Source organism: Halomonas marinisediminis (assembly GCF_004347715.1).
In the GTDB taxonomy this organism is placed as follows: Bacteria; Pseudomonadota; Gammaproteobacteria; order Pseudomonadales; family Halomonadaceae; genus Halomonas; species Halomonas icarae.
Genome location: NZ_SLTR01000348.1, coordinates 1 through 283 on the forward strand (window position 1 = coordinate 1; position 283 = coordinate 283).

A 283-nucleotide genomic window follows, 5' to 3' on the forward strand; every position below is an offset into this window, starting at 1 on the left:
ATATCCTTGATACCAATGACGAATTCGGCACCACCATCGCCCTGATCGAACACGATATGGGGGTGGTGATGGACCTCAGCGACCGGGTCGTGGTGATGGATTACGGCAAGAAGATCGGGGACGGCACGCCGGACGAGGTGCGCAACAACCAGGACGTGATCGACGCCTATCTGGGGGTGGCCCATGACTGAAAAAAGGGCGTCTTTCGGCGGTCGGATCGGCGTCGGCAAAACGTCGGGCAAGTGTCGGGCAAGTGTATGCCTCGTAAAACTGTCAGGAATTT

At 57.2% G+C, this 283-nt stretch carries 1 pseudogene; it reads left to right on the forward strand.

Going from position 1 to position 283, the window contains the following annotated elements:
* A pseudogene (locus E0702_RS16960) lies at positions 1-191 on the forward strand (ABC transporter ATP-binding protein); the annotation flags it as partial.
* Between the last annotated feature and the right edge of the window lie 92 nt (positions 192-283).